General features: G+C 64.0%; 16 protein-coding genes and 1 other RNA gene. 10 read left to right on the plus strand and 7 right to left on the minus strand.

Features of this window, described 5'->3' with window-relative positions:
- The 4 genes from ssrA to ACTHL0_RS18230 all read left to right on the plus strand — a co-directional run.
- Positions 1 to 125, plus strand: a transfer-messenger RNA (tmRNA) gene (gene ssrA, locus ACTHL0_RS18215); the annotation flags it as partial.
- Positions 126 to 335: 210 nt separating this feature from the next.
- A complete protein-coding gene (locus ACTHL0_RS18220; RefSeq protein ID WP_440568229.1) occupies positions 336 to 605 on the plus strand; it encodes a DUF1778 domain-containing protein in 270 nt (89 codons plus the stop codon).
- Positions 605 to 1,087, plus strand: a complete 483-nt coding sequence (locus ACTHL0_RS18225; protein WP_440568230.1) for a GNAT family N-acetyltransferase — start codon at positions 605 to 607, stop codon at positions 1,085 to 1,087. Before ACTHL0_RS18220 ends, ACTHL0_RS18225 begins: the two co-directional genes overlap by 1 nt.
- A 349-nt stretch (positions 1,088 to 1,436) precedes the next feature.
- A complete protein-coding gene (locus ACTHL0_RS18230) occupies positions 1,437 to 2,225 on the plus strand; it encodes a hypothetical protein (protein ID WP_440568231.1) in 789 nt (262 codons plus the stop codon).
- 106 nt (positions 2,226 to 2,331) lie between these two features.
- On the opposite strand, the gene ACTHL0_RS18235 is transcribed toward ACTHL0_RS18230, so the two are convergent.
- The 4 genes from ACTHL0_RS18235 to ACTHL0_RS18250 all read right to left on the minus strand — a co-directional run bounded on the left by ACTHL0_RS18235 (position 2,332) and on the right by ACTHL0_RS18250 (position 8,941).
- The gene (locus tag ACTHL0_RS18235; protein ID WP_440568232.1) at positions 2,332 to 5,733 is read right to left on the minus strand and encodes an autotransporter outer membrane beta-barrel domain-containing protein; all 3,402 of its coding nucleotides are present in this window, start codon (positions 5,731 to 5,733) and stop codon (positions 2,332 to 2,334) included.
- Positions 5,734 to 6,244: 511 nt separating this feature from the next.
- On the minus strand, positions 6,245 to 7,366 hold the full coding sequence (locus ACTHL0_RS18240) for a Fic family protein (RefSeq protein ID WP_440568233.1): 1,122 nt from the start codon (positions 7,364 to 7,366) through the stop codon (positions 6,245 to 6,247).
- Between the two features lie 54 nt (positions 7,367 to 7,420).
- Positions 7,421 to 7,687, minus strand: coding sequence for a hypothetical protein (locus ACTHL0_RS18245; protein WP_440568245.1), 267 nt, complete (start codon positions 7,685 to 7,687; stop codon positions 7,421 to 7,423).
- A gap of 153 nt (positions 7,688 to 7,840) precedes the next feature.
- Complete coding sequence (locus ACTHL0_RS18250; protein ID WP_440568234.1) at positions 7,841 to 8,941, minus strand: substrate-binding domain-containing protein; 1,101 nt, start codon at positions 8,939 to 8,941, stop codon at positions 7,841 to 7,843.
- A gap of 110 nt (positions 8,942 to 9,051) precedes the next feature.
- On the opposite strand from ACTHL0_RS18250, the gene ACTHL0_RS18255 reads away from it, so the two are divergent.
- Genes ACTHL0_RS18255 through ACTHL0_RS18270 form a run of 4 tightly spaced genes read left to right on the plus strand, consistent with a single transcriptional unit; the run spans position 9,052 to position 14,447 of the window.
- A complete protein-coding gene (locus tag ACTHL0_RS18255) occupies positions 9,052 to 9,627 on the plus strand; it encodes an NAD(P)H-dependent oxidoreductase subunit E (protein ID WP_440568235.1) in 576 nt (191 codons plus the stop codon).
- Positions 9,624 to 11,186, plus strand: coding sequence for a formate dehydrogenase beta subunit (locus ACTHL0_RS18260; RefSeq protein WP_440568237.1), 1,563 nt, complete (start codon positions 9,624 to 9,626; stop codon positions 11,184 to 11,186). Before ACTHL0_RS18255 ends, ACTHL0_RS18260 begins: the two co-directional genes overlap by 4 nt.
- A 17-nt stretch (positions 11,187 to 11,203) precedes the next feature.
- Positions 11,204 to 14,158, plus strand: a complete 2,955-nt coding sequence (fdhF, locus tag ACTHL0_RS18265; protein ID WP_440568238.1) for a formate dehydrogenase subunit alpha — start codon at positions 11,204 to 11,206, stop codon at positions 14,156 to 14,158.
- A 46-nt stretch (positions 14,159 to 14,204) separates the two neighbouring features.
- Positions 14,205 to 14,447, plus strand: coding sequence for a formate dehydrogenase subunit delta (locus ACTHL0_RS18270; RefSeq protein ID WP_440568239.1), 243 nt, complete (start codon positions 14,205 to 14,207; stop codon positions 14,445 to 14,447).
- Positions 14,448 to 14,541: 94 nt separating this feature from the next.
- Here ACTHL0_RS18270 and ACTHL0_RS18275 read toward each other — a convergent pair whose 3' ends face one another.
- Positions 14,542 to 16,308, minus strand: coding sequence for an FAD-dependent oxidoreductase (locus ACTHL0_RS18275; RefSeq protein ID WP_440568240.1), 1,767 nt, complete (start codon positions 16,306 to 16,308; stop codon positions 14,542 to 14,544).
- 177 nt (positions 16,309 to 16,485) lie between these two features.
- On the opposite strand from ACTHL0_RS18275, the gene ACTHL0_RS18280 reads away from it, so the two are divergent.
- On the plus strand, positions 16,486 to 18,369 hold the full coding sequence (locus ACTHL0_RS18280) for a tetratricopeptide repeat protein (protein ID WP_440568241.1): 1,884 nt from the start codon (positions 16,486 to 16,488) through the stop codon (positions 18,367 to 18,369).
- A gap of 63 nt (positions 18,370 to 18,432) precedes the next feature.
- On the opposite strand, the gene pgsA is transcribed toward ACTHL0_RS18280, so the two are convergent.
- Together pgsA and uvrC are read right to left on the minus strand one after the other, a co-directional pair.
- Positions 18,433 to 19,026: a CDP-diacylglycerol--glycerol-3-phosphate 3-phosphatidyltransferase gene (gene pgsA / locus ACTHL0_RS18285; protein WP_440568242.1), complete on the minus strand. Its 594-nt coding sequence runs from the start codon at positions 19,024 to 19,026 to the stop codon at positions 18,433 to 18,435.
- 249 nt (positions 19,027 to 19,275) lie between these two features.
- Positions 19,276 to 21,525 (minus strand): excinuclease ABC subunit UvrC, encoded by a 2,250-nt coding sequence (gene uvrC, locus ACTHL0_RS18290; protein WP_440568243.1) that lies wholly within the window; start codon positions 21,523 to 21,525, stop codon positions 19,276 to 19,278.
- Positions 21,526 to 21,658: 133 nt separating this feature from the next.
- On the opposite strand from uvrC, the gene earP reads away from it, so the two are divergent.
- Positions 21,659 to 21,868 (plus strand): elongation factor P maturation arginine rhamnosyltransferase EarP (gene earP / locus ACTHL0_RS18295; protein ID WP_440568244.1); only part of this gene is annotated, 210 nt, incomplete at its 3' end.

The following is a 21,868-nucleotide window of genomic DNA, read 5'->3' on the forward strand; positions in this document are numbered from 1 at the left end:
GTGAATCGCCGTTGCGCAGCGTGTTCGTCCGCGTCGCTGCGGTTAAATCAAAAGACAGAACTACGCATGTAGAACTGGTTGTGGACTGCTCTTGGACGCGGGTTCGATTCCCGCCGGCTCCACCAAACACCCTCGAGCTTCCGCGAAGCTCGCTCGAAAGCCCCGTAGACGTCCGTCTGACGGGGCTTTTGTGTCTATGGCGCTGAGATTTCTCGCTCTGCGTCGATGGTGGGCATCCGTGCACGAATGCCGCTCGCTCGTCGGGACCGTGTTGACAACAGCTACACACCGTGGCTATCATGTGTATATCTATCATATACACATCGGAGCATGCCATGCGCGACGCCGCTATCAATCTTCGCGCGCTGCCCGAACAGCGGGATCTGATCGATTACGCCGCAAGCCTGCTGGGCAAGAACCGCTCCGACTTCATGCTGGAAGTCGCTTGCGAACGTGCGCAGGCGGTGGTCCTCGATCGCACGTTTTTCAGTTTGGATGCAGAAAAGCATAAGCAATTCATGCAGATGCTCGATGCGCCGCAAGCTCCGAATGTTGGCCTTGCACGTCTCATGGAGGTTAAAGCTCCTTGGGACGAAAACAGCTGATGCCGCTGAAGCTTTCCGCCCCGCAACCGCTTTCGGCGGAGCATGACGTCAACCGCTTTTCCTGCGGCAAGACCGAACTCGATGACTGGCTAAAGCGCCGCGCCTTATCCAACCACGACAGCGGCGCGAGCCGCGTCTTCGTGACGACGGACGCGGCTGGCCGGGTGTACGGCTATTACGCCCTCTCAGCGGGCGCAATGACGCACGCGGAAGCCACCGGAAACGTACGACGAAACATGCCGGATCCCGTCCCGGTGATCGTGCTGGGGCGACTGGCACGCGATGTCGATGCGAAAGGGACGACACTGGGGGCGGCGTTACTTAAAGACGCAGTCAATCGCACCAGCGCGGTAGCGAAAGACATCGGCGTACGCGCGTTACTCGTGCATGCCATCGACGCAAAAGCGGCCGCCTTTTACGAGTTCTACGGATTTCGGCCCTCGCCGATGCATCCTCTCACCCTGATGCTTCGCCTGGGTTGAGCGCGGGCATCAACGCTCACCCTATGAGCTGCACCCGGGGAAATCCTGAAACCCACCCACGACAGTGCAACGCTTCGCGGGTGTTTTGTTTCCAGCGCGGTCCATTTTGCCGATTGCCTGAGCCCTCACCCCCGGGCTATCCACTATTCCACGCCGGTTGACCAACCCGGCGAGCTCGGGATATCGTCCTAGTCAGACTCGTCAGACACAGTCGGACCGCAAGGAATCAAAACACGCAGATCAGTGCAGTATCAGCCAGGGAACCTATTTTGACGCGCCTTCTCTGGGTGCAGGATTTATCGCGCCCGGCTCGACGGCGGCTAGCCAAAATCATCGATGGAAGATTGGCGTGAAATTTTCGCCCATCGATCCAATAAAATTAGATATTGCATCAATGAAGTCTTTACTGTTTTGCACCAGCTACATCAAGGACCATCAGACATGGCAGAGCCGATATCAGCGATGGTTGGATTTTTATAAAGATATGCCGATCGATACGGTCAAGAACATCATGATCGACGACGGCTCCCCATTTCTGCCACCTGCGGATGTCATTGGCACCCTCCCCCACCACCATGACCTGTCACAGTGTGGCGATCGCAACGTAATCGTCCGGTTCGACGAAAATCTGGGGCGCCAGGGCCTGCTCGCCTACCCCGGCTGGTGGCGCAGCTTTCTGCATTCGATGACCATCGCGGACGATCTCGGCGTCGACAAGATCATCCATATTGAATCCGATGCATACGTTTTGAGCCAGCGATTAGTCGATTTCATCAACGAAACGAAAACGGGATGGCATGCGCTATGGACTCAACGCTTTCAATTTCCCGAGACTGCAATTCAGATAATCTGCCGCGATCAATTTGAAAATCTCGAGAAGTTCAAACAGCACGCCCCCAAGTACGAGCTGAGCGAGTTCGCCGAAAAGTTATTTCCTTTCACCTCGGTCAATCGCAACTTCAAAGGCGACCGATACAGCGAAATCAGGAAAAATAGAGGGATATTTCGCTCGCGAAGATTCGATTCGTTTCCGCTGTTTCGGAGCCGATTTTTTCATGCGCCGATCCCGCACGATGCCGATTTTGTCACGCAATGTGCACGTCACCAAACCGTCAGATTCCGTGGCGGCAAATCATAGCGCGCAACGGCCGGGGCTCGAACGCGAGCGACACCCCGCCGGGCAGGCGCGCCGGCCGCTGATGCGCAGCGACATACCCTTGCGCACCAGCCGACGCGACGCAGCTTTACCAGTTGAACCGATACCCCGCTTGCCCGAACACCGTGCGTCGATAGTCACCGCCGAGGTTGTGCGCGTAGCGGACATCCGCATACAGCGTCGAGCGTTTACCGAACGTACCGGTCACGCCTACGCCTAATTCGCACCAAGTCTTGCCCAACCGATTATTGAGCGCAGTACCGCCGACTAGTGTCTGTCCCGGCGAGAGGAAATCGTGCAGGACATCTGCGGTAAGCCAGGGCGTCACGGTCGAGGTCTTCGAATCATTCGAAAGATTCGCCTTGAACAGCCTGAAGCCGAGACGGCCGCGCAGCCCGTTCGTCGAATTGGCGGCGACCTGCGAGATGCCGTCGTCAAAGCCGTTAAGGTGCAGGTACTGGTAAAGCAATTGGGCTTGCGGTTCGATGGCCACGCCCGTCGCGCCAAGCGCGAACGGTTTGCCCACTTCGCCGGACATGCCGGCTCCGAAGCCGTTCTGGCTCGCGCTGCCGCCAAACGCATCGCCGTACCGGTTGTGATAGTGCGTCAGTTGGCCAACGCCGTCGACGTAGCTGCCGTCGGGCAAATAACGTGTCCAATAGCCACCGAGCGACTGCGCCTGCGTCTCCACCGTACCTGTTGCATTGGACAGACCACTGAGACTGCGCAGGCTGTCGCTGAACGACGCGGACGTCGAACCGAACGTCACCGTCGCACCCGCATGCGTGCTGCCGCCGTTTGCCCCGTGCGCGAGCGTCCAGTCCTTGCCGAATTGGGCGAAGAATGTGCGTTCGTCGGCAGAAAAGCGATTGCCCGCGTCGGCATCGAGATTCTGCCCGCCGATGCGCCCCCACACACCATTGCTGTGCGCAGGCTGCGCAGCAGCGGCGCTGGCCTCGTCACCCACTCGCTCCTGCTGCCGGCCAAGTACCGAAAAACCGTAATCGGCGTTCAGCAGCGGTGTGACCGAATAGCCGATCACGGCCGGGCGATAGGCCACGGCCGCCGCGACCGCTGCGGAGGCTCCCGACGTTGCCGGCAGTACGGATGCACCTGCCCCCGCAGTCGGCGTCGTCTGCTCGAATTGCGAGCGCAGATACCAACTGTTCGAATCTGTCGCGCCGCCTTGATAGAGCAGGTATTGATAGGCGCCCGCCTGGATCGGCCCCGCCAAACGGAAACTGTTGGCGGCCGACGTCCCGCCCACTCGCACCACTTGAATCCCGTCGCCGACGGTCTGCGCGCCGGAGCCCGACCGATTGAGCGTGATCGCCGTACTGCCGCTGGCGTTTCCACCGACGATGAGCTGGTCGGTCTGCGACGCGGCGCCCCCTTGGTTGAGCACCGTGTTCAGCACTAACTGCCCGTTGCCGCCGTAATTGCCGGCAACCTGCAATACATTGCCCGCATTGCCGTTCGCCGCCGCGAGTTGAAGGACGCCGTTGTTCGTGAGGGAGCCGCCGATCCGCAGCGTGCCGGTCGAGCCCGTCGTGAACACCGGCAACGCATTGGCCGCCGCGAGCGTGCCGTCGTTTTGCACAGACCCGGTGATTTGGCCGTAGCCGCCAAGCGCCGCACCGGATGCGACGGAGACATTCCCCGAGCCGCTCGTTGCCTGCGGGTGCGAAGCGTCGCCGATGGCCAGGGTGCCTGCCGAAACCGTCGTGCCCCCGGTATACGCGTTGTTGGCCGTCAGGATCGTCGTACCGGTGCCGATCAGGCTCACTGCGCCACTGCCGGAGATCTGGCCGCCATAGGTATTCACATCGGAGCGATCGATGATGAGCGCCCCGTTGTTCGTCACATTGCCCGTAACCGAACCCGACGCGCCGCCGTTGCCCAGTTGCAGCGCGCCTGCCGAAATCGTCGTGCCGCCAGCGTACGTATTGTTGCCGGTCAGGATCGTCGTGCCGGTACCGATCTGGTTGACCGCACCGGTGCCGGAAATCGCGCCGCCGAAAGTCGAAATATCCGAGCGGTCGAACACCAACGTGCCGTTATTCACCACATCGCCGCTGATCGAACCCGACGTGCCCCCGTTGCCGAGTTGCAATGTACCAGCCGAAATCGTCGTGCTGCCGGCGTAGCTGTTGTTACCGATCATCACCAACGTACCGGTGCCAACTTTGGTCAACGCGCCTACGCCGGTGAAGGGCGAGGCTGCTGTGTCAGTAAAGCTGCCCGTGTCGATGTTGACGCCGCCGGCGGCAATGTTGAGTTCGGTGCCCGTAAAGCCGCCGATAAAGGCCGTATTGCTGGCGGTCGCGCGCAAGGTGGCGCCGTCGAAGTTCACCTGTGCGGTGCCGGCTCCGGCAGTCAGCGTCTGCGTCGCCAGCGTGCCACTGCTTGAGAGGTTGAGGGTGCCTGTCGAAAACGCGGCAAGCGCCGCGGTGGGCGTTATCGTAACCGAGTTGGCGGTTGCCACCGCGCCATTGGAAACCGTCACCGTGCTGCCTTTGCCCCAGAAACCGATGTTGAGTGCTCCACTCGTGCTCAGTTGCGAACCGGAGCCGGTCACCGTGACATCCCCGTGTCCGCCTGTGCTAAGGTTCGTTCCCCCCAGCGTGATATCGCCCGTGGCAGCCACGGCGCCACCGTTTGCCACGTTGAGCGTGCTGGTGCCGGCGGTGCCGCTGGCCCTGTTACCGACCAGAAAAGTTCCGGCCACCGACCACTTCGACCCGGCGCCGGAGATGTTGGCGGTATTGACGGTGTTTGCTCCGAGATCGAACATCGTTGCGTTGCCCGTGGTAAGCGTACCGCCACTCGTTACGTTCAACGTCCCGCTGCCGCTGCTCTGCCCGAGGATCATGGCACCTGCCACATTAACCGTGGCACCATTGGCAATGTTCAGCGTACCCGGAGCGGACCGGCCCGTGATGCCGCTAGAGTTGCCAGTGCCAATTGTCACGCTGGTGGCAGACCATGACGACCCCGTGCCCGTTACCGTGGCAGTGGCAGATCCGACGGCAGACCCGTTCACATCCCAAAAACCAATGTTCGAAGCGCCAGACGACAAAGTGCTGCCGTTCTGAACGATCAGCGTGCTCGTAAACGTGTTCGGGGTCGCAGCTGCCACGCCGCTCAGATAGAGCGTCCCTATCGTTGCCGTCGCCGGGCCTGACACGCCGAGGACCGTGGGACTAGGCGAGTTCGTGTTGATCGTCACCGTCGCAGCGCCAGTCGGCGCTGTGCCCGTGGACCAGTTGCTGCCGACCGTCCAGTCGCTGCTCGTGGTGCCCTTCCAGGCCTGCGCACTCGCCGGCGACGACCAGCAGCAGAGCGCCACCGCGGCCGCGCCGACACCCGCCACCACTGCTTGGCGTCGATCATTCCCCTGACCGCCCTTACCGCACCGAGTGGACAATTCCGAGGCGACCACCCAGGCGCCCGCTGCCCTCGACCAGATCACGCGAAACATACGATTCATCTTTTTATTTCCCCCTTGCAGCAAATCTCGAATTGCAATTCGAAGTCGGCATCGGTCAGCGCCGTGCGTTCGATACAACGCACGATTGCAGCCTGATTCGATTAGGACCACTAACTTTCTTCTCGTTGAACCACGGCCCTAAGTGGATTGACGCCCGGCTTAGCCTCGCATCGCGCAGGACGCGCGAGGAGCATGGATTAGCCGCCCACTGCAAACGTGCAGTTTTGCCTCAGTCGATCCCACTATTTGATAAAAAATAGTCATACGACTGTTTTTATGACTTTGCTTGAGAGGCAAACGTTTGTCCAGACAGAGTGCGCGTGCCGGCGAGCAAGTTTGCAATGTTTAACAATCGCGCTGCGACCGCCCGTAGACGTCTCGCATGGGATTATCGAAAGGGAGCAATGAGAGCCTGACTAGACGGCCTCGGCGCACAGACTGCCCTTCAACACAAGGAACACGAGGTCGATGTCGCGATACGTCAGGGCACGCGCGATATCGACGGAACGGCTCAATGCGTGTCACCAAGCTCATAGCCGGTACTGCGCCCCCCACCCTCCGACTTTCTCAATACACCGCGCATGAGCAAATCGTTGATGTCGCGCAGCGCCGTATCGGGCGAGCATTTCGCGATTGCCGCCCATTTGCTCGACGTGAGCTTGCCTTCAAAACCGTCCAGCAGCCGGTTGAGCAGCTTGACCTGCCGTTCGTTCAACGACGCACCCAGCCAGTGCTGCCAAAAGCGGGCCTTGACGAGCACGGCGTCGAGCGTGAGCTGGGCTTCGGCGATCGCCCGACCCAGCGTGGCGAGAAACCAGGCCAGCCACTCGCCGATGTCGAGCGTGCCCCGTTGGGTTCGCTCCAGCATCGCGTAATAAGCCGAGCGCTCGCGCTGAATCTGCGCCGACAGACTATAGAAGCGCTGCGGGCTGCCGTCGGCACGCGCCAACAGCAGATCGCCGATGGCTCTCGCCATCCGGCCATTGCCGTCGTCGAATGGATGCAACGTCACGAACCATAGATGTCCAATGCCTGCCCTGATCAGCGGCGGCTCGTGCGAAGGCGCATTCACCCACGCCAGGAAGCGGGCCATTTCGGCCGGCAGGCGTTCCGCCGGCGGCGCTTCGAAGTGGACCCGCTGCCGGCCGATCGGTCCGGACACGACTTGCATGGGCCCCTGCGCATCATTGCGCCAACGCGCCACGGAAATCTTCGAGAGGCCCGAATAGCCCATCGGAAATAAGGCGCCATGCCACGCAAACAAACGCTCGCACGTGAGCGGTGCATCGCAGCCGATAGTCGCGTCCATCACCATATCGACCACGCCATCGACATACCGGTCCACCGGAGCCAATGCGCCGATGTCGACGCCGAGACGGCGAGCAATGGACGAGCGCACTGAGCCGATGTCGAGGCGCTCGCCCTCGATTTCGCTCGTCTTCACCACGTCGTTGGTCAAGGCCGTAAGGCTCGCTTGAGCCCGCAACGCGCCCCCGACATCGGTGAGTCGTCCAAGCAAAACGCCTTGGGCACGACTGACCTCGGCCAGAGGCTGCGTCAGTTCCCCGAGGTCATAGCGCCACCGCGGCCAATCGTCGCGCTGCCAAATGTAGGTGCAATCTCCGCAATTCATGCGGAGATTATTGGGGTTAATCTCCGCAAGCGCAACCATCCGCTGCGTGGTTCGCTACTGCGCGTCGTCAGGACACTGCAAGTTGCAGCCGTCCGGATCGCCAAGGTCGCCCTTCTTGCGCATTTTGCTGGTGCGTGTTTGGTATTTCTTAGACGGCGCCGACGCGGCGAATTCCAATTGCGGATGCTCTTGGATCCGGAATTGATCCTGCAAGATGCCGCCGGGCACGCCAGGCGTATTTTGGGCAAACGCCAGCGATGCCACCGCCGACAGCACGCCGGCCGCCGCCACGCCAACACACAGGTTAAAAAGAGATTTCATAGCGATTGAGCGCCGGCTGGCGCGATCCAGGTCAGTCGAATACAAGGGAACCGTAAGCGTAACGCAGAACCCTCGCCGGTTGCAGGTAACCGTGTTACCGCCGTAATGGGCGCCGGACGGCCCCGAGCGCCCGCATGGCGCTCCCGCGTCCGGCTAGGCCGTATCCGGCGCCCCGGACAACGCCGCGCCCCGCAAGCCCGTCGTCACATCGACAAGCTCGCCGCAGTGTGTGGGGTCGTAGCCTTCGAGCGCCGCCACGCCCGCCCGGAACTCGTCGCTGCGCAGCACCGTGAGCGCCGCTGCGAGCGGCGGCGCCGCCAGCCGCGCGCGATCGCACGCGAAGTAGTAATCCTCGTCGACCACCGGCACGAAATCGAGCCCGAAATGGTACGCGGCCGGGGCCACCCCAAAGCCGGCATCGGCCATGCCGCTCGCGACGAACGCCGCGATCGCCGTGTGCGTCAGCTCAGTCGACGCATAGCCGTTAATCCGCTCCGGATCGATGCCGATACTGTTCAATGCGAGATCGACCAGCAACCGCGTACCGGAACCGGGCTGGCGATTCACGAAACGGATGTCCGGGCGGGCGAGATCGTCAAGGCCATGGATGCCCTTCGGGTTACCCTTGGTGAGAAACAACCCCTGCTTGCGCGCCGTCAAATAGACGAGCACGTGACGCCTCGGATCGAGCCAACGCCGATAGATATCCGCGCAGAGCTCGCGGAACGCACCGCGCGGCAGGTGAAAACCCGCGAAATCGCATTCGCCGCGCGCCAGCGCCGCAACGGCTTCCGCACTTTCGCGATATTTGATATCCACTGAACCGGCCGACTGCCCGTGCAGCCGCGCGACGAGGGCCGCCACCGCGTAGCCGTGCGATGCATGAATGCGCGTCGTGGCGCCGGCCCCCAGCTGCCGGTTCAATTCCGCACTCACGTCGTTCGCCAGCTGCTGCAACGGGCCGTCGAGCCGATCCACGCACAGACGCTGCGCCTGCACGACCGCCCGGCCCAACGCCGACAGCGCCGAGCCCTTGCCGCGTTCCTTCGTAATCAGCTCGCCGCCGAGCCGAGCCTCGAGCGCGCGCAACACCCCCCATGCATGCCGGTACGACAGCTGCCGTTCGCCGGCTGCCTGGGCGATGCTGCCCGTCTCGTCCACCAGCGCGAGCAGCGGCACGATATCCGTCAAGCTCGCCTCCCGGCCTGCGCTGTCGCGTACGACCAATTGCGCGACGCATTTGATCTCAATCATTTATGAACTCGGATTTCCTATTGCACAACGCATAACCCGCGCCTATTGTTCCAGAACAACGGCTAGAGCCGAGCATATATGCACGCCATATGACGAGCAAGTGCATATTGATGGAGTCTAAGAGGAGCCCCACCTTGGAACCTGCCAGCGCCGCGGCGCCGGACGAACTCGTTCGCCGGCATGCTTCGCCGGGCGCATCGCTGATCGCGGTGCTGCACGCCATTCAAGACGATGCGGGCTTTGTCCCGCCCGAAGTCGTCGCGCCGCTGGCGCGCGTCTTCAACCTTTCGCGCGCCGAAGTGCATGGCGTCGTCACCTACTATCACCATTTCCGCACGCACCCGAGCGCGCCCGTCGCGATCGCGTTGTGTCGCGCGGAGGCATGCCGCAGCATGGGCACCGAGGCATTGGCCCGGCACATCGAAGGCCGCACCGGCTGCCGCTTCGATGCGGCGCGGGCCGCCGGCCACACGGCCGGCAACGGCAATGACCAATCCGGCTCCGGGCCCCACGGTGAAGTCGAACTCGAAACGGTCTACTGCCTCGGCCAATGCGCGTTGTCGCCTTCGATGACGATCAACGGGGCTTTGCACGTAAAAGTGACGCCTGAGAAGTTCGACGCATTGTTCGCGCAAGCGCAGTCCGAGGCGGCATCGAACCTCGCCCAGCCGAAGGAGAGCGCATGACGACGCGTGTTTTCGTTCCTTGCGATTCTTCGGCGCTGGCGCTCGGCGCCGATGCCATCGCCGACGCGATCGTGCAAGAAGCGGCTCGCCGCTCGCTATCCGTCGAAGTCGTCCGCAACGGTTCGCGCGGCCTGCTTTGGCTCGAACCGCTCGTCGAGGTGCAAACCGGCCGCGGCCGCGTGGGCTACGGCAACGTCGAGCCACAGGACGTCGCATCGCTGTTCGACGCGGGGTTCCTGACGGGCGATGCCCACCCGCGCTCGGTCGGCATCGTCGACGAGATCCCCTATCTCAAGCAGCAGCAACGTCTGACGTTCGCGCGCCTGGGGCTGACCGATCCGCTTTCGATCGACGATTACCTCTCGCACGGCGGGCTGGCCGGTCTGAAAATCGCGCTGGCCATGAGCGCGGAAGCCGCATGTGAGACGGTGCTCGAATCCGGTCTGCGCGGCCGCGGCGGTGCCGCGTTTCCGGCCGGCATCAAGTGGCGCACTGTCCGCGAGGCGAAGGCCGCGCAAAAGTACATCGTCTGCAATGCCGATGAGGGCGACTCGGGTACGTTCTCCGATCGCCTGGCCATGGAAGGCGACCCGTTTGCGCTGATCGAAGGCATGATCATCGCCGGTATCGCGACAGGCGCAACGCGTGGGTATATCTACGTGCGCAGCGAATATCCGCACTCGATCGCCATGCTGACGCGGGCCATCGATAAGGCACGAGCCGCCGGCTGGCTCGGCGAGCGGGTGCTCGCTTCCGAGCACCGTTTCGAGCTCGAAGTGGCCAAGGGCGCCGGCTCGTATGTCTGCGGCGAGGAAACCGCGCTGCTCGAATCGCTCGAAGGCAAGCGCGGCGTCGTTCGTGCGAAGCCTCCCGTTCCGGCGTTGTCGGGCCTCTTCGGCCAACCCACGGTCGTCAACAACGTCATTACGTTGGCGACGGTGCCGATCATCTTCGCGCGCGGCGCGGCGTTCTATCGCGATTTCGGCATGGGCCGCTCCCGTGGCACGCTGCCGTTCCAGCTCGCCGGCAACATCAAGCGCGGCGGCCTCGTCGAGCTGGCCTTCGGCGTGACGCTACGCGAACTTGTCGAAACATTCGGTGGCGGCACCGCGAGCGGCCGCCCGGTGCGCGCCGTCCAGGTGGGCGGCCCGCTCGGCACCTACCTGCCCGAAAGCCAGTGGGACATTCCGATGGACTACGAGGCGTACGCGCAGGTCGGAGCCGTCATCGGGCACGGTGGGCTCGTCGTGCACGACGACACCTCGAACCTAGCCGAACTCGCGCAGTACGCGATGCATTTCTGCGCCGTCGAATCGTGCGGCAAGTGCACGCCGTGCCGCATCGGCTCGACCCGTGGCGTCGAGGTCATCGCGCGCATTCGCGAAGGCGATACCTCGGAAAAGCAGATCACGCTGCTGCGTGACTTGTGCGACACGATGGTGTCCGGTTCGCTCTGTGCGATGGGCGGGATGACGCCCTACCCCGTCCTGTCCGCCCTTGACCATTTCCCCGAAGACTTCGGTCTTCGTCCCGCTGTGCCGAAAGCGGCCGCGGCTTGAGATTGACGGAGCCTCACATGTCCGATGCATCCGCCCGTACCCCTTCCTCCTCGATGAATTCGGGGGGCTGCGGCTCGGCTAACTGCGCGTGCCGATCGAGCACGGCTGGCCCGCTCGACGACACCGATTACGGCACCCCGCGCCGGCATGCCGACACCGATGTCACGCTCGAGATCGACGGTTGCAGCATTACCGTACCGGCAGGTACGTCCGTCATGCGCGCCGCGATCGAAGCCGGGGTGAACGTCCCGAAACTGTGCGCGACCGATTCGCTCGAACCATTCGGCTCCTGCCGCCTGTGTCTCGTCGAAATCGAAGGCAAACGCGGCTATCCCGCTTCGTGCACGACGCCCGTCGAAGCCGGCATGCGCGTGCGCACGCAAAGCGATCGGCTGCAAGCGCTGCGGCGCAACGTGATGGAGCTTTACATCTCCGATCACCCGCTCGACTGCCTGACCTGTCCCGCCAACGGCGACTGCGAACTGCAGGACATGGCCGGTGTGGTCGGCCTGCGCGAAGTGCGCTACGGCTTCGACGGCGCCAATCACTTGAAGGACGTCAAGGACGAATCGAATCCGTACTTCACCTACGATCCGTCCAAGTGCATCGTCTGCAATCGCTGCGTGCGCGCCTGCGAGGAAACGCAAGGGACCTTCGCCTTGACTATCGCCGCGCGCGGTTTCGAATCGCGCGTGGCAGCAAGCCAAAACCAACCGTTCATGGAATCGGAGTGCGTGTCGTGCGGCGCCTGTGTGGCCGCTTGCCCGACCGCCACGCTCGTCGAGAAGACCGTCACGTTCTCCGGCCAGCCCGAGCACTCGGTTGTGACGACGTGCGCCTATTGCGGGGTGGGCTGCTCGTTCAAGGCCGAAATGAAGGGCTCGCAAGTCGTACGCATGACCCCTCACAAGAACGGTCAAGCGAATGAAGGCCACGCCTGCGTGAAAGGCCGCTTCGCGTGGGGCTACGCCACGCACAAGGATCGTATTACCACGCCGATGATCCGCGCCAAGATCACCGACCCGTGGCGCGAGGTGAGCTGGGAGGAAGCGATCGCCTATGCGGCTTCCGAGTTCCGCCGCATTCAAACGAAGCACGGGCGCGACTCGATCGGCGGCATTACGTCGTCGCGCTGCACGAACGAAGAGACCTATCTCGTTCAGAAGCTCGTGCGCGCCGCCTTCGGCAACAACAACGTCGATACCTGCGCGCGCGTCTGTCATTCGCCCACAGGCTATGGTCTCAAAACGACGATCGGTGAATCGGCCGGCACGCAGACGTTCGCGTCCGTCGCACAGGCCGACGTCGTCATGGTGATCGGCGCGAATCCCACCGACGGCCACCCTGTTTTCGGCTCGCGGCTCAAGCGGCGGCTGCGCGAAGGCGCGAAGCTCATCGTCGCGGATCCGCGGCGGATCGATCTCGTCGACGGCCCGCACGTCAAGGCCGACTTCCATCTGCAACTGCGCCCCGGCACCAACGTCGCGCTCGTGAACGCCCTTGCGCATACGATCGTGACCGAGGGCCTGCTGAACGAAACGTTCATCGCGGAGCGCTGCGAGCCGCTGGCCTTCGAACAGTGGCGTGCGTTCGTCGCCAAACCCGAGAACTCGCCCGAAGCGACGGCCGAAATCACCGGCGTACCGGCGCCGCTCCTGCGCGAAGCCGCACGCCTGTATGCGACGGGTGGCAATGCGGCGATCTACTACGGCCTCGGCGTCACCGAGCACGCACAAGGCTCGACGATGGTCATGGGCATCGCGAACCTGGCCATGGCGACGGGCAATATCGGCCGCGAAGGCGTCGGCGTCAATCCGCTGCGCGGCCAGAACAACGTGCAAGGTTCGTGCGATATGGGCTCGTTCCCGCACGAGCTGCCCGGGTACCGCCATATCGGCGGCGATGAAGTGCGCCATCAATTCGAGGCGGCCTGGGGCGTCGATCTGCAAGCCGAACCGGGCCTGCGCATCCCCAATATGTTCGACGCGGCGCTCGACGGCAGCTTCAAGGGGCTGTACTGCCAGGGCGAGGACATCGTTCAATCGGATCCCGACACGCAGCACGTCGCCGCTGCCCTCACGGCGATGGAATGCATCGTCGTGCAGGACATTTTCCTGAACGAAACGGCCAAGTATGCGCACGTGTTCCTGCCGGGCTCGTCGTTTCTCGAAAAGGACGGCACGTTCACGAACGCCGAACGCCGGATCTCGCGCGTGCGGCGCGTCATGCCGCCGCTCGCGCGGTATGCCGATTGGGAAGTCACGCTCATGTTGTCCCGCGCGCTCGGCTATGAAATGGACTACGCGACGCCGTCGGAGATCATGGACGAAATCGCCGCGCTCACGCCGACGTTCCATGGGGTGTCGTACGCGTTGATCGACCGGCTCGGCAGTGTGCAATGGCCTTGCAACGAGCAGGCGCCCGAGGGCACGCCGACGATGCACGTCGACGAATTCGTACGCGGCAAGGGCAAATTCGTCATTACGCAATTTGTCGCGTCGCGCGAGAAGGTGACGAGGCGCTATCCGCTCTTGCTGACGACGGGCCGCATCCTCTCGCAGTACAACGTGGGCGCGCAGACGCGCCGCACGGAGAACTCACGCTGGCACGAGGAGGATCGTCTCGAGATCCATCCTCACGACGCCGAGGAACGCGGGATCAAGACGGGCGATTGGGTCGGCATCGAATCGCGTGCGGGGCAAACGGTGCTGCGCGCGCTCGTGAGCGAGCGGATGCAGCCCGGCGTCGTCTATACGACGTTCCACTTCCCCGAGTCGGGTGCGAACGTCATAACGACGGATAGCTCGGATTGGGCGACGAACTGCCCCGAGTACAAAGTGACAGCCGTGCAGGTGCAGCCGGTCGCGCAGCCGTCGCAGTGGCAGCAGCACTATGAACGCTTCAATGAAACGCAGCTCGAATTGCTGCGCGAACGCGAGCGCTCCCTGGCCGAAGCGGCAGGCGGAAAATGAGTGTGCTTCCCGGTGACCTGAGACGGACGAACCCAGACGAGCGGCAATGAACATCGAGCATTTGATCGAAATGGCGAATCAGATCGGCGAGTTTTTCGCGTCGATGCCCGATCGCGAGGAAGCGCTGGCCAGCATCGCCGATCACATCCGGCGTTTTTGGGAGCCGCGCATGCGGCGCGCGATCCTCGCGTCGCTCGACGATCCGGCTGCGAGCGAGGCAATGTCGCCGATCGTACGCGAGGCGCTTACGCGTGCGCGACAGGCGCTGACGCCGCAAGCGGCGGCGTGAGCCACTGAGCGGCGCGCGCCGCCGCCGGAAGCATCACAGGCCGCCATGACGGGCCGGTGCGTTCGGTACCGCCCGCCTATGCGGCGCATACGGCTCAGCCCGCCCGACGCACACTCGCGAACCACGTTTCGCAATGCCGTGCGAGTGCGCTCGCATCGGAAGCGGCCCGCCCGCGCGCGCCGATGTAGCCGTCAGGCCGCAGCAGATAGAACGCGGGCCGCGTCCGCCCATAGGCGTGCATCAGCGAGGCGCCATCGTCCTCGCCTGCATCCGTCACACGCCAGATCCGTACCGCGCCGGCAAGCGCAGTCTCGATCGTCGCACTCAAGCGATCGAGTTCGGGATCGGCCCTGACGGCGGGTACGTCGTGCGCGTCCAGCGCAGCGTCCGCACCGGCCGGCCATTCCACCAGGATGAACAGCGAAAAGAACGCTGGATCATGGAGATCGTACAAGCGCCCTGTCCCGGGCGCCCGCCCGAGCGGACCATCCACGACGCGAACGAACGCATCGGGCGCGCGTTCGCCCGCCCGCGGGCCCCCATCGAGTACACGCTCGAGCGTGAGCGGGCTGCGCCGGTATTGAATCGCCAATTCGCTCACCATCAACCGCGCCGCGTCGCGCAGCGGACCGAACGCCGCCAGCACCGGCATCACGCGCTCGCGCAATAGCTTCAACGGTCCGCGCTCGGCCTCGGCCAACTGCGTAATGAATGCGGTCTGGCGCAGCACGTCACGCTCGATCGGATGGCGTTCGATCTGATAGGTGTCGAGCAACGGTTCGCCCGCGCGCCCGGCCACGGCGCACGCCAGTTTCCAACCCAGGTTCAACGCTTCCTGGATGCCCGTATTCATGCCCTGCGCGCCGGCGGGACTATGCACATGCGCCGCATCCCCGGCGAGGAACACGCGCTGTGTGCGCAGCCGCTCGACCATGCGGCTGTTGATGTGAAAAAAGCTGGACCAGCCGAGTGCCGACATCATCAAGGGGTGATGCACACGTCGCGTCGCGACCATGCGGCACAGGTCGAGCGAGGGCACCCCATTCGCGCCATCAGCGTGCGCTTTGGCGTGGCCATCGACGGCAGGCGCCGGACCCTGCGGCGCGGCCGCCGATGCAGGCCCCACCTGCACCGCCTCAGGCATGGCCGCGCCATCGAGCAGGGCGGCGGTGTTATCGGCAATGAGGCGATGACGGCCCGCCCCCATCGGGATGATCCCAGCCAACCCCTCGGCTGACGCGAACAAGTGGAATTCGTCGTCCGACAAATCGGAATCGACTTGCAGATCGGCGAGCATGAACGTCTGCTCGAGTGTCTGCCCTGTAAAGCTCAAGCCGAGCAGATGACGCACCGTGCTATGCGCACCGTCAGCGCCCACCACGTAGGCCGCGCGGCACGTTTCCTGCCGGCCGCCGGCATGGGTGAGTTGCACTTCGACGTGCGCGGCATCCTGCCGTAACCCGATCAGCTCGACACCGCGCTCAATCTCCACCCCGAGCGCCGCGAGGTGTTCGGCAAGCACCCGCTCCGTCACCGATTGCTCCAAACAGAGCAAGTAGGGATACCGGGTTTGCAACGGATCGAAATCGAGCCGCGCCAGCCGCGTGCCGTTCGAATAAAGATTGGCGGCGCGCAGCCGGTGGCCCAGCTCGAGAAAAGGCTCGATGATCCGATGCTGCTCGAAGAGCTCCAGCGTACGCGCCTGAATGCCGACCGCTCGCGAATGCGCGGCGGGAAGCGGCGCCCGATCGATGAGCCGCACGCTGATGTGCGCCCGCGCCAAACTCATCGCGCAGGCGAGCCCGGTCGGCCCAGCCCCCACGACCAGCACCGGCAGCGCGTTGACGTTGACGGCGGCCATGCTTGTCCTCCGGCGAACCATGAGATCCCGCCAAGTGTACGCCGGCCATCCCGTATCGGGGTTCGAACTCGCCCCACCCAATGTCGCAGGCAGGCCATCAGGCGGCCTCGTCGCCGACGCGGGCGCCCCGCCGTCCGAGTGTGGGACAATGCCGCGTTTGTGCCAACGCCCTGCGTCATGGATCCCTTATTTGCGCGCGCCTACGCGGCGCATCGTGACGGGCGGCTCACCGAGGCCGAGCGCGATTACCGCGCCACGCTCGACGCCGATCCCGTCCATACGGACGCCCTTCATCTGTTAGGGGTCCTTCGTCACCAGCAAGGCCGTCACGAGGAAGCCGTCGATCTCGTCGGCCGAGCCGTGGCACTGCGCCCGGACGATGCAGGGCTGCAACTGAACCTCGGCAATGCACTGAAGGCGCTCGGCAGGCTCGACGGCGCGATCGAGCGCTTTCGCAACGCACTCTCGCTCGCGCCCGAATTTCCGCTGGCGCACTACAACCTGGGCAATGCCTATGCCCTGGCGGGGCGCCACGCCGATGCCGTCGACGCATTCGAGCGCTCGTTGCGGTTGCAGCCGAACGATGCCTCGACCTACAACAATCTCGGCAATGCGCTGCATGCGATCGGCCGCAGCGACGAAGCGATCGCGGCGTTTTCCCGCGCGCTCGCTTTGCGCCCGGGCCACGCCGGGGCGCACAACAACCTCGGCATGGCGCTCGCCGCGCTTGGCCGCCCCGACGAAGCAATCGATCAGTTTCGCGCAGCGCTCGCGGCACAGCCGAACTACGTCGCCGCGCATTTCAATCTCGGCAATACGCTCGATGCTGTCGGCCGTCACGCGCAAGCGTGCGCCGTGTTCGAGGCCGCGCTGGCGCTGCAAAGCGCATTTCCGCCCGCCTTGCTCGGCTTGGGCAACGCCCTCGCCGCGCAGGGCCGGCACGCCGAAGCCGTCCCCCGCTTCGAGCGTGCCGTCGGCCTCGATCCGCAACTGGCGCTCGCCTGGCTCGGCCTCGGCAACGCGCACCACGCGCTCGGTGCCCACGACGCGGCGCTGCGCGCGTTCGATCAAGCGCTGCGGTTACGGCCCGACCTGGCCTCGGCACAACTGAATCGCGCGCTGACGCTACTGACGCTGGGCGATCTCGCGCGCGGCCTGCCCGCCTACGAATCGCGCCTCGCGATCGCATCGGGAGCCGCCGCCGATGCCGGCACGGCCGTCGATACGCCTGCCCTGCCACGCTGGCGCGGCGAACCGATCGGCGAACGCACGTTGTTGATCGAGGCCGAGCAAGGCTTCGGCGACACGCTGCAGTTCCTGCGCTTCGTGCCGCTCGCCTGCGAACGCGCGAGCCGCGTCGTGCTGACGGTGCAACGCGAGCTCGCGCCACTCGTCGCCCCGCTCGCCAAGGATTGGCGCATCGCGCTGACGATCGCCGGCGAGACACGGCCGAAAGCCGATTTGCACTGCCCGCTGCTGAGCCTGCCGCTCGCACTCGGCACGACGCTCGATACGCTGCCGCCCGCCCGTCGCTATGTCGACGTTCCGCCCGCCTACCGCCGCCGCTGGCGCGGCTCGCTTGGGGGCCATGCGAAGATCAAGATCGGGCTTGCATGGTCAGGCCGGATTCAGGCGCAGGAAAATCGCGCGATGCCCGTCGCCACGCTCGCGCCGCTATTCGCGCTGAAGGGGATCGATTGGCTCGTGCTTCAACCCAATTTGAGCGACGACGACGAAAACGCGCTCGATACGTTGGCACGCACGGCCTCGATCCACCGCTTCGGCACGCGTATCAGTGACTTCGCCGATACGGCCGCGATTGTCGACCGGCTCGATGCGATCGTCTCGATCGATACGTCGATCGCCCACTTGGCCGGAGCGCTCGGCAAGCCGCTTTGGCTCATGCTGCCGTTTGCAGCCGATTGGCGCTGGTTCACGAATACGGATCGCAGCCCGTGGTATCCCAACGCGCGGCTCGTGCGGCAACCTTCGCCAGGGCAATGGGCGCCCGTGGTGGAAGCCGTCGCTCAGGCGTTGTCGCGCGAGCTGTCCGACCGATAAAAGACGCGCCGCGAGAAGCGCAAGAAGCGCAAGAAGCGCAAGAAGCGCAAGAACGCGAGCGTATCAGCGCGCGCCGCCGCGCTCGCGGATTTGCGGCCATGCGAGCTTCATGTAATAGAGCATCGACCAGATCGTGAGCACCGCCGCGAGGTAGATGAGCCACTCGCCCCACACACGCGTATCGATGGCCAGCGTCCCGCCAAGCGGGACCGTACCGTAATACAACAGCATGGGAATGGCCACCATCTGGCAAGCCGTCTTGAACTTGCCGAGCTGATTGACGGCGACGCTCTTTGACGCACCGATCTGTGCCATCCATTCGCGCAGCGCGGAAATAGCGATTTCGCGCCCGACGATCACAAGGGCGATCGCCGACTGGATGCGGGTGAGTTGTACCAGCATGAGCAAGGCGGCCGTCACCATGAGCTTGTCGGCCACCGGATCGAGAAACGCGCCGAATGCCGAGGTCTGGTTCCATTTACGCGCGAGATAGCCGTCGAACCAATCGGTCAACGCCGCCAGCACGAAGATCACCGCCGCGGCCATATTGCGATCGCCGCCGCTCATCATCGAATCGGGCAAGTAAAAAACGCCGACTACGAGCGGAATCAGGACGATCCGCAGCCATGTCAGAAAGATCGGAAAGTTGAACGGCATGGACGATGGCAGGCGTTGGAGTAAGGGAGGGGATCAAGGAGACGCCATTGTGCCGCGTCGCCGCACCCGCCACAAGCCGAGCACCCGGGCTCGCGTGATGCCGGGCCGGCGACGGCGCGGGCCAGTTCGCGCTGAGGAGGCCGCACCAAAGGCATCAGCGGTGCCAACAACGCGCGCCGCCGCCCGGCGGTCAAATGGGGCGATTCCCTATCGAAGTACCTTGCGGGACTGAGCACTAGTGACTGGGCACTAATGGAGTTGCCGGTAAATCTGCTCGGCGAGCGCGTGCGAGATGCCTTCCACACTCGCCAAATCTTCGACGCTCGCCGCCACCACGCCGCGCAAGCCGCCGAAACGTGCCAGCAGCCGTTGCCGCCGCTTGGCACCGACGCCTTCGAGTTCCTCGAGCCGCGACGTTTGACGCGCCTTCGCGCGTTTCGCCCGCATGCCGGTGATCGCGAAGCGATGCGCTTCGTCGCGGATCTGTGCCACGAGCATCAGCGCCGCGCTTTCCTTCCCCAGTTCCAGCGCCGCGCGACCGTCCGCGAACACGAGCGTTTCCAATCCGACCTTGCGGCCCTCGCCCTTCGCCACCCCCACCAGCATCGAGCGGTCGAGCCCGAGTTCGGTAAAGACTTGGCGCGCGACTTCGACCTGCCCCTTGCCGCCGTCGATCAGCACGATGTTGGGCAAGATACCGCCGCCCGTGACGGTTTCAGGCGATTCGGACGATTCGGTCGATGCGGTCGATTCGACGGGTCCGGCCGCCGGCTCAGGAACGGACGCGGCCTCCTGTTGCGCGGCTCGCGCCTGTTCCTCGGCGCTCTCCGCCGCCTGCAGCGCCAGCTTCTCATAGCGGCGCGTGAGCACTTGCCGCATCGCCGCGTAATCGTCGCCCGGTGTGATGCCCGTGATGTTGAAGCGCCGGTATTCGCCCGTCTGCATCTTGTGATCGCGATAGACGACGCACGACGCTTGCGTCGCTTCGCCCATCGTGTGGCTGATGTCGAAGCATTCGATGCGCAAATGCGCCAGATCGTCGCACTCCATGCCGAGCACGTCGGCCAGCGCCCGCGTGCGCGCTTGCTGCGAACCGCGCTCCGATAGCAGCCGCGCGAGCGCGAGACGCGCGTTTTGCTCGGCCATCCCGAGCCACACGCGCCTTTGGCCCTGCGGCTGACGCACGATGACGACCTTGTGCCCCGCCTGCTCGGCCAACAGATCGACGAGCTCACGGTTGGCGGGCGCATGGCTCACGACGAGCACCGGCGGAATACGGTTGCCGAGGTAGTGTTGCGCGATAAACGCTTCGAGCACTTCCGTTTCGATGCCGGGTTCGAGGGGCACAGCGTCCTCGGCCAGATCGGCAGGGCCGGCCGGTTCGCCCGACGCCTCGGAATCGGGTGAGCCGGTCCGCCCACTCTCCTCGTCCGATTCGATGCCTGCGGTTGGATCAGACAGGGGGGCGGGCGTCGCCGGTTTCTGCACGTGCTGCGCTTGCGTTTCCGAGTCCCGTTCCGCTTGAGGGTACTGGGCGAATTCATCGCGTGCGGTATCGACATCGGCTTCGTCCGCCGCTGCATCCGCATCCGCTGCTTCATCGCCCGCGAATCCGCTTTCGACGTGCGCCGGAAAATAGGCTTTGTCGCCCAGATGCCGCCCGCCTCGCACCATGGCGAGATTGACGCAGACTCGTCCACCCAGTGCGACGACGGCGAGGATATCGACATCGCTGTCGCCCCCCACTTCGATTGCCTGCTGATGCAGGACCGTGGAAAGCGAACTCATCTGATTGCGCACGGCCGCGGCTTGCTCGAATTTGAGTTCGGCCGCGAACGCATGCATCTTGGTTTCGAGCTCCTTCATCACCTCGTTTTGCCGGCCCAGCAGAAAGCGCGAGGCGTTCGAGACGTCGCGGGCGTAGTCCTCTTCGCTGATCGCGCCGACGCACGGCGCCGTGCAACGCCCGATCTGATGGAGCAGACAGGGCCGCGTCCGATTGTTGAAGACGGAGTCCTCGCAGGTGCGCAACTGGAACACGCGCTGCAGGATCTGAATGCTTTCCCGTACGGCCCAAGCACTCGGGAACGGCCCGAAATACTGGTTTTTCTTGTCCACCGCACCGCGGTAGTAGGCCATGCGCGGGAACGCGTGGCCTGTCAGCTTCAGATACGGGTACGATTTGTCGTCCCGAAACAGGATGTTGTAGCGCGGCGCCAGCGCCTTGATCAGATTGTTTTCGAGCAGCAGCGCCTCAGCCTCCGAACGCGTCACCGTCGTCTCGATGCGAGCGATACGCGTAATCATCATCGCGATGCGCGGCGAAACCTGCGTCTTCGTGAAATAGCTCGAGACACGCTTCTTCAGATCGCGCGCCTTGCCGACGTACAGGACGTTCTCCTGCGCGTCGTAATAGCGATACACGCCCGGCAGGTGCGGCAATTGGGCGAGAAACTTCTTCGGTTCGAAAGGCGGGGGTTGTACGTCGGAATCGGTCATGCGCGTCATATAGGAAACGCCGCGCTCAACTTGGGAGCAGCGTGCTTTAGAATCCGCAGTTTAGACCATTTGGGCACGCGTTCGCGCCGCCGGCCCTGCTGGCCGACATCCGCGCCGCCGCCCGCTTCCCGCCATGTCCGCGATCCGTCCTGCCCATCCGGCCGAACACGACATACGAAACCCGCAACCGGCCCCCGCGCCCGCCGACACGCTTTATTGCGACCTCTTTTGCGCCGTCATCGACAACTTCGGCGATATCGGCGTGTGCTGGCGTCTGGCCCGCCAGCTGTCGTCCGAATACGGCTGGCAGGTGCGCTTGCTCGTGGACGATCTGCATACGTTC

It is taken from the genome of Trinickia sp. (assembly GCF_051961175.1).
Classification (GTDB): Bacteria; Pseudomonadota; Gammaproteobacteria; order Burkholderiales; family Burkholderiaceae; genus Trinickia.

Bases quoted from the DNA above. Each gene is read 5' to 3' on its own strand.
- ACTHL0_RS18220 (WP_440568229.1), top strand. From the start codon at position 336: ATGCGCGACGCCGCTATCAATCTTCGCGCGCTGCCCGAACAGCGGGAT.
- ACTHL0_RS18225 (WP_440568230.1), top strand. From the start codon at position 605: ATGCCGCTGAAGCTTTCCGCCCCGCAACCGCTTTCGGCGGAGCATGAC.
- ACTHL0_RS18235 (WP_440568232.1), bottom strand. From the start codon at position 5,733: ATGAATCGTATGTTTCGCGTGATCTGGTCGAGGGCAGCGGGCGCCTGG.
- ACTHL0_RS18240 (WP_440568233.1), bottom strand. From the start codon at position 7,366: ATGAATTGCGGAGATTGCACCTACATTTGGCAGCGCGACGATTGGCCG.
- ACTHL0_RS18245 (WP_440568245.1), bottom strand. From the start codon at position 7,687: ATGAAATCTCTTTTTAACCTGTGTGTTGGCGTGGCGGCGGCCGGCGTG.
- ACTHL0_RS18250 (WP_440568234.1), bottom strand. From the start codon at position 8,941: ATGATTGAGATCAAATGCGTCGCGCAATTGGTCGTACGCGACAGCGCA.
- ACTHL0_RS18255 (WP_440568235.1), top strand. From the start codon at position 9,052: ATGGAGTCTAAGAGGAGCCCCACCTTGGAACCTGCCAGCGCCGCGGCG.
- ACTHL0_RS18260 (WP_440568237.1), top strand. From the start codon at position 9,624: ATGACGACGCGTGTTTTCGTTCCTTGCGATTCTTCGGCGCTGGCGCTC.
- fdhF (WP_440568238.1), top strand. From the start codon at position 11,204: ATGTCCGATGCATCCGCCCGTACCCCTTCCTCCTCGATGAATTCGGGG.
- ACTHL0_RS18270 (WP_440568239.1), top strand. From the start codon at position 14,205: ATGAACATCGAGCATTTGATCGAAATGGCGAATCAGATCGGCGAGTTT.
- ACTHL0_RS18275 (WP_440568240.1), bottom strand. From the start codon at position 16,308: ATGGCCGCCGTCAACGTCAACGCGCTGCCGGTGCTGGTCGTGGGGGCT.
- ACTHL0_RS18280 (WP_440568241.1), top strand. From the start codon at position 16,486: ATGGATCCCTTATTTGCGCGCGCCTACGCGGCGCATCGTGACGGGCGG.
- pgsA (WP_440568242.1), bottom strand. From the start codon at position 19,026: ATGCCGTTCAACTTTCCGATCTTTCTGACATGGCTGCGGATCGTCCTG.
- uvrC (WP_440568243.1), bottom strand. From the start codon at position 21,525: ATGACCGATTCCGACGTACAACCCCCGCCTTTCGAACCGAAGAAGTTT.